The organism is Streptomyces hirsutus, assembly GCF_001418415.1.
Lineage (GTDB): Bacteria > Actinomycetota > Actinomycetes > Streptomycetales > Streptomycetaceae > Streptomyces > Streptomyces hirsutus.
This window is the reverse complement of the sequence record NZ_LIQT01000513.1, coordinates 1-6,845: the sequence shown is the minus strand read 5'-3', so window position 1 is coordinate 6,845 and position 6,845 is coordinate 1. Positions and strand designations below refer to the sequence as shown.

The window sequence follows — 6,845 nt, the reverse complement described above, 5'->3', positions numbered from 1 at the left end:
CGGACCGGCTCGCCGCCGACGCGCGCGCCGGGCTGATGCGGGACGTGGACCACGCCCGCATCAGCCGCGCCTGGCAGGGCGTGCAAAGCGGCCGGCACCCCCTCGCGACCTTCACCGGCACGGTGCTCAGCCACGGCGCCGCCGCCTGCCCGCACCCTTCCGGCGCCCGCGACCTGCCCGCCCGGCAGGCCCGGCACGACCTGCTCACCGGGCAGGTACGGCTCGGCACCACCGCCGACGACGCCCGCAACCCGTACGCCTACCGGGGCACCGGCCTCGCCCTCGGCCCCGAACTGCTGGGCACCTCCCTGGTCGCGGTCGGACCGGCCGGCTCCGGCAAGACCGGCGCCGTCGTCCGGCCGCTCGCCGAGTCGCTGTGCCTGCACGCGCTCGCCGGACGCGCCGCGGTGGTCGTCGTCGGCGCCGCCGGCGTGGGAGCGGGCCCGGCCGACGCGTACGACGTCGTGGTACGGATCGGCAACCCCGACTCCGTGTACGACCTCGACCTGTACGGCGGGACCACCGACCCCGACGAGGCCGCCGCCGTCCTCGCCGAGGCGCTGGTCGGTGACCTGGCCGATCCGCACCCCGGCAACGACAGCCGGCGCGCCACCACCGTTCTCGCCCAGCTGCTCGGCCCCTTCCGCGCGGTGCACGGCCGCTTCCCCTCCGTCCCCGAACTGCGCGGCCTGCTCGACGGCTCGCCCGGCCCGCTCGCCGAGCTGCGCCGGGGTCTGACGGAGACGGGACAGGAGTCGCTGCTGCGCGAACTCGACGCCCGGGAACGGCAGATGGCGCATCCCGGTGACGTCGGCGGGGTCCTCGCCGACCGGGTGGCGCTGCTCGACCGGCCGGCCTTCGCGGGGTTCTTCGACACCTCCGGGCAGTCCCGGCCCTTCACCCTCAAGGCGCTGGACCACCCCGTACGGGTCCGGGTCGACCTGCCCGCCCGGGGCCACGCCGACGCGTCGCGGGTGCTGGCCCGGCTCGTCCTCGCCCAGTTCACGGCGAGCGTGACGGAGCGCGAGGACCGGTCCCTGTTCGCCTGCCTGGTGCTGGACGACGCGACCGGCGTCATCACCCCCGAGGCCGTACGCGGCATCCAGCGGCTGCGGTCGGCCAACGCCGGGGCCGTGCTCACCCTGCGCACCCTGGACGACGTGGCGAGGCCCCTGCGCGGCCCCCTGCTCGGGACCGTCGGGTGCAGGATGGCGCTGGCCGGGCTCACCCCCTGGGACGGGCAGGACTTCGCCGAGGTCTGGGGCAAGGAGTGGACCGAGGCACGGGACGTCACCGACCGGCAGATCATCGCGGAGAGCCCGGCGGGCAAGGCCTGGCACGCGGTGCGGCGGGCGATCACCGGCAAGGCGCCGACCGCGCGGGCGGTCACCGTGCGGCAGGTCGAGCGGGAGCGGTGGTCCGCGTCCGAACTCGCGCACGCGATGCCGGCCGGGCACGCGGTGCTGTCCCTGACCGACGTCCGGGGCGAGCACGCGCCGCCGCTGCTGGTCGACCTGCGGGGCTGAGGGAGCTCCGGGCGGGGTGGCGCAGCTCTGGCCGGGTCGGTCCGCAGCGGGCGGGCGAGCGCCGGGAGCGGAGCGCATGTGACGACGCAGTGTGCATACGGTGAGGCAGAATCGATAGGGGTCGTTCATACGTGACGGCCAAAACGTCATATCGCTCACCGGCTCGGACACCCGACCGGCCGTTCCCCCGTCGACCTGAAGGCGCCATGCCCCTGACGCTCGCTTCGCTCGCACACCACTCCGCGCTCAAACTGACCGTGCGCGCGGGTGAGGACGGCCTCGATGTGCCGGTCCGCTGGGCGCACGCCAGCGAGCTGGCCGACCCCGTGCCGTACATGGAGGGCGGTGAGCTGCTGCTCATCACCGCGCTCAAACTGGACGCGGAGGACGCGGCGGCGATGCGCCGCTATGTGAAGCGGCTGGTGGAGGCGGGGGTGGTCGGCCTCGGCTTCGCCGTCGGGGTCCACTACGAGGACATCCCCGAGGCGCTGGTCGAGGCCGCGCGCGAGGAGGGGCTGCCGCTCCTGGAGGTGCCGCGCCGCACGCCCTTCCTGGCGATCAGCAAGGCCGTCTCCGCCGCCGTCGCAGCCGACCAGTACCGCGCGGTGACCGCGGGCTTCGCGGCCCAGCGGGAGCTGACCCGGCAGGCGCTGACCGGCGGGCCCGAGGGCCTGCTGGCCGCGCTCGCCGCCCAGGTCGACGGATGGGCCGCGCTGTACGACGCCTCGGGCGCCGTCGTCGCCACGGCGCCGGAGTGGGCGGGCCGGCGCGCCGCACGGCTCACGGCCGACGTGCGGCGGCTGCGGGAGCGGGCCGCGCCCGCCTCGTCGGTCGCCGCCGGACCGGAGGACGACGACCGGGTCGAACTGCACACCCTCGGCACCGGCCGGCGCCCCCGGGCCGTGCTCGCCGTCGGCACCGCCGCGGCGCTCGGCACCGCCGAGCGGTACGCCGTCCACTCCGCCATCGCGCTGCTCACCCTGATCACGGAACGCTCCCGCTCCCTGCACGCCGCCGAACAGCGGATCGGGGCCGCCGTCCTGCGCATGCTGCTCGCCGGTGAGCCGGACCACGCCCGCGCGGTGGCCGGACACCTGTACGGCGGTCTCCTGGACGCACCCTTCCGGATCGTCGTGGCCGAGACGGGCACGGCACCCGCCGCCCGCGCCCAGGGCGACCCGAACGGCGACGCCCTCGGCGCGCTCGAGGAGGCCATGGAGTCCGCCGCCGCCCGCTCCGGCGAGGCGGTCCTGGTGGTGCCGGACGGAGAGCGGCTGGTGGTGCTGGCCGCGGACGGCGGCGCGGCCGTGGCCGCGTGCTGCGACCACGCGGCCGCCCTGGAAGCCGCGCGCGGCACCGGGGGAGCCCACGAACCCCTCATGGGCGCCGACGAGGACGAACTGGTCGTGGGGCTCTCCGCGCCGGTCGGACCCATCGCCGCGTCCGCCGCCTACAAGCAGGCCGGACAGGCGCTGTCGGTGGCCAGGAGGCGGGGGCGGGTGCTGGTGGAGCACGAGCAGATGGCCGCCGGGTCCGTGGTGCCGCTGCTCGCGGACGACGCCGTCCGCGCCTTCGCCGACGGACTGCTGCGGCCGCTGAACGAACACGACGCGACCGGGCGCGGCGACCTCGTCGCCTCGCTGCGCGCGTGGCTCTCCCGGCACGGACAGTGGGACGCCGCGGCGGCCGACCTCGGCGTGCACCGCCACACCCTGCGCTACCGCATGCGCCGGGTCGAGGAGATACTCGGCCGCTCCCTGGACGACCCGGACGTCCGCATGGAGCTGTGGCTGGCGCTGAAGGCGACGTCGTCCGACTGACGGCCGCCGATCCGCCAAAGCGGCGCGCCGGGGTGACCGACTGCTACGACTCGGACAAACGCCCCGTCGTCGGCGCGCCCCTACGGTGGATGCGACAGGCCAAGCATCCACCCCAACGCGGAAGGGCCGGGATTCCCCATGCCCCAGAAAGATATGGCGGCCACCCACGCCTTCTGGCTCGCCGGCCGCCAGGCCACCGGCGAGGCCTCCTTCGACGTCACCTCCCCGTGGGACGGCCGGGTCGTCGGTACGGTGAGCGTGCCCACCGAGGCCCAGGTCGAGGAGGCCGTGGCCGCCGCGTACGCCGCACGGGACGCGTTCGCGGCCACCCCCGCCCACGTCCGCGCCGCCGCTCTCGACCACGTCGGCCGGCAGCTCGTCGAGCGCACCGAGGACATCGCCCGGCTGATCTCGGCCGAGAACGGCAAGCCGATCAAGTGGGCGCGCGGCGAGGTCGGCCGGGCCGTGTCCGTGTTCCGGTTCGCCGCCGAGGAGGCCCGCCGGTTCAACGGCGGAGAGAGCCAGCGGCTCGACACCGACGCCGGCGGCCAGGGGCGGCTCGCCCTCACCCGGCGGTTCCCGAAGGGCGTCGTCCTGGGCATCGCGCCGTTCAACTTCCCGCTGAACCTGTGCGCCCACAAGATCGCCCCGGCCATCGCCGCCGGTGTCCCCATCGTTCTCAAGCCCGCCCCGGCGACCCCGCTGTCCGGGCTGCTCATCGGCGAGCTGCTCGCCGGGACCGAACTGCCGGCCGGTTCCTGGAGCATCCTCCCGGTTCCGAACGACCGCATGCCCGCCCTGGTGCAGGACGAGCGGCTGCCGGTGATCTCCTTCACCGGTTCCGAGAAGGTCGGCTACGCGATCATGGACTCGGTGCCGCGCAAGCACTGCACCCTGGAGCTCGGCGGCAACGGCGCGGCCGTCGTCCTCGCCGACTGGGCGAGCGACGAGGACCTGGACCGGGCCGCGCAGCGCATCGCCGCGTTCTCCAACTACCAGGGCGGCCAGTCCTGCATCTCCGTGCAGCGGGTCATCGCCGACACCTCCGTGTACGACAGGCTGCTGCCGCGCATCGTCGCCGCCGTGGAGGCCCAGGTCACCGGCGACCCGGCCGATGACGCGACCGACGTCGGCCCGCTGGTCAGCCAGGACGCCGCCGAACGCGTCGAGGCGTGGGTGCAGGAGGCCGTCGAGGCCGGCGCCACCGTCCTCGCCGGTGGCAAGCGCGACGGCGCCTCCTACGCGCCGACCGTGCTCGCCGACGTACCGGCCGGGGTGACGATCGCCCGCGAGGAGGTCTTCGGCCCTGTCCTGACGGTGACGAAGGTGGACGGCGAGGCAGCCGCCTTCGCCGCCGTCAACGACTCCAAGTACGGCCTCCAGGCAGGAGTGTTCACCCGCGACCTCCAGGCCGCCTTCCGGGCCCACCGCGCCCTGGAGGTCGGCGGCGTCGTCATCGGCGACGTGCCCTCCTACCGTGCCGACCAGATGCCGTACGGCGGCGCCAAGCAGTCCGGTGTGGGCCGCGAGGGCGTGAAGTTCGCGATGGACGACTACACCTACGAGCGGGTGATGGTCCTGACCGGCCTCGCCCTCTGAGGCAGGCGGCCGGTTCCCGGTCTCCGGGAGCCGTTTTCGGGTGGCCTCGCGGGTGACGCGGGAGGGCCGCCCGCGAGGGGCCCGGCACCGATGCCTTCCGGTGCCGGGCCCCTTCGTTTCCGTTCCGGTGCGTACTTTTCCGTACCCCGCCGTACCTCTCCGTACCTCTTCGTGCTTCTTCGTGTCCTCAGGCGGAGAAGCCGACCCGCGCGAGCCGTAGCGTGCCGCGCAGCCGCAGGCGCACCTCGTGCACCCCGGCGGTGGCCACCGGGGCCCCGGGGGAAGCGAGGGGAGCGCCGAGCGTGACGTACTCGTACGGGCCCGACGCCGGGGCCGACGGGGACAGTCCGGCGAGCACCGGGCCGTCGTCGAGGGAGAGTTCGACGGTGCCCTCGCCGGACACCTCGACGGTCACCTCCCTCGCCCCGTTCCCGAAGTCGCAGCGCCGGAAGACCAGTTCGCCCTCCTGCCCGGCCACCGGTGTCACCGCGTCGCCCGACTCCTTGGTCCGGTCGACGATCTCGGTGCCGCTCTGCTCGTCGAAGCCGGCCGCGTCCAGGCCGTGTTCGAGCACCGCGCGGGGGACGGCGGGCTCGCCGTCGAGCGTGAGGGTGGTCCGCTGCCGGACGTCCGCGCTGGACGCGCCGGCCAGCAGCTCGTACCGGCCCGGCTCCACCCGCCACCGGCCCACCGCCACGTCCCAGAACGCGAAGGCGGACAGGGGGAGTTCGAAGGTGATCCCGGCCGTCTCGCCGGGCGCGAGGGAAAGCCGCCGGTGGGCCACCAGCTCGCGCAGCGGACGCGGCACCGAGGGGTCCACGGCCCGCGTGTAGAGCTGGACGACCTCGTCGGCCGTGACGGCCCCCGTGTTGGTGACCGTGAACGAGACGCGTACCCCCTGCTCCTCGGCCCGCGCCGTGAGGCCGCCGTAGGCGAAGGCCGCGTACGACAGGCCGTGGCCGAAGGGGAACAGCGGAGTGCCCCCGAAGTACAGGTAGGTCTGGCGGGAGCCGATCACGTCGTAGTCGAGCAGACCGGGGAGGTCGGCGTCGTCGGCGTACCAGGTCTGCGGAAGCCGGCCGGCGGGGGAGACGTCACCGGCGAGCACCCGGGCCAGCGCGGTGCCCGCGGCCTGGCCGCCGTGCGCGGTCCAGAGCATCGCCGGCAGGTCGGTCGGATCGACCGCGTACGGGTAGGCGGAGACCAGCGCCAGCACGGTGTTCGGGTTGGCGGCGCGGGCGGAGCGCAGCAGCAGCTCCTGCTGGGCGGGCAGCCGGAGCGTCGTCCGGTCCTCGGTCTCCCGGCCGTTGATGTGCGGGTCGTTGCCGGCGACCACCACGACCGCGTCGGCCCGTGCCGCGGCCCGCGCCACCGCCTCCTCGCCGTGCTCGGTGACGATCAGCTCGAAGACCTCGGGGCCCGCGCCGGCTGCCGCGTCCTGCCCGGCAGCCGTGCTCTCCGCGGCGGCGGCGTTCTCCGGGGCAACCTTCACGCCGTCGGCGGCGACCTGCACGGGGAGTCCTGTTCCCACGTGCCTGAGGAGGTGACCGCCACCGTGCGGTTCCAGCCGGAACGTCTCCTGCACGACCCAGCCGCCCGGCTGGTCGGCGGAGGCGCGGAGGTAACCGTCCTCGGCGACCGACAGATACCGGCCGTCCGGGGCACGCAGGGTCAGCACGCCCTCGCCCCAGTCGGCCAGGGCGAGTTCGGTGCCCTCCGATCCGGCGGTGAGCGGGGCCAGGTCGGTACGGCCGGCGAGCAGCGCCGGATCCAGCGCGCCCTCGGCGCCGCGCGCCGCCTCAGGGGTGTCGGGCGCCGGCGGGACGTGCAGGAAGGCGCCGGCGGAGGTCTTCAGCAGGACGCGGTCCACACCCTCCGCGAACTCCACCCGCTCGGCGCC

Annotated in this window: 4 protein-coding genes; 3 read left to right on the top strand and 1 reads right to left on the bottom strand. The window is 75.2% G+C overall.

Going from position 1 to position 6,845, the window contains the following annotated elements:
• The 3 genes from AOK11_RS32875 to AOK11_RS32865 all read left to right on the top strand — a co-directional run.
• The coding region (locus AOK11_RS32875; protein ID WP_055597330.1) for a hypothetical protein at positions 1 to 1,526 on the top strand (1,526 nt) is incomplete at its 5' end.
• 206 nt (positions 1,527 to 1,732) lie between these two features.
• The gene (locus AOK11_RS32870) at positions 1,733 to 3,346 is read left to right on the top strand and encodes a PucR family transcriptional regulator (protein ID WP_055597329.1); all 1,614 of its coding nucleotides are present in this window, start codon (positions 1,733 to 1,735) and stop codon (positions 3,344 to 3,346) included.
• Positions 3,347 to 3,499: 153 nt separating this feature from the next.
• Entirely contained in the window at positions 3,500 to 4,945 is a 1,446-nt protein-coding gene (locus tag AOK11_RS32865; RefSeq protein WP_055597328.1) for an aldehyde dehydrogenase family protein, read from the top strand.
• A gap of 187 nt (positions 4,946 to 5,132) precedes the next feature.
• On the opposite strand, the gene AOK11_RS32860 is transcribed toward AOK11_RS32865, so the two are convergent.
• The coding region (locus AOK11_RS32860; RefSeq protein WP_157869504.1) for a glycoside hydrolase family 3 C-terminal domain-containing protein at positions 5,133 to 6,845 on the bottom strand (1,713 nt) is incomplete at its 5' end.

Coding starts and splice junctions, on each gene's coding strand:
- AOK11_RS32870 (WP_055597329.1), top strand. CDS start 1,733: ATGCCCCTGACGCTCGCTTCGCTCGCACACCACTCCGCGCTCAAACTG.
- AOK11_RS32865 (WP_055597328.1), top strand. CDS start 3,500: ATGGCGGCCACCCACGCCTTCTGGCTCGCCGGCCGCCAGGCCACCGGC.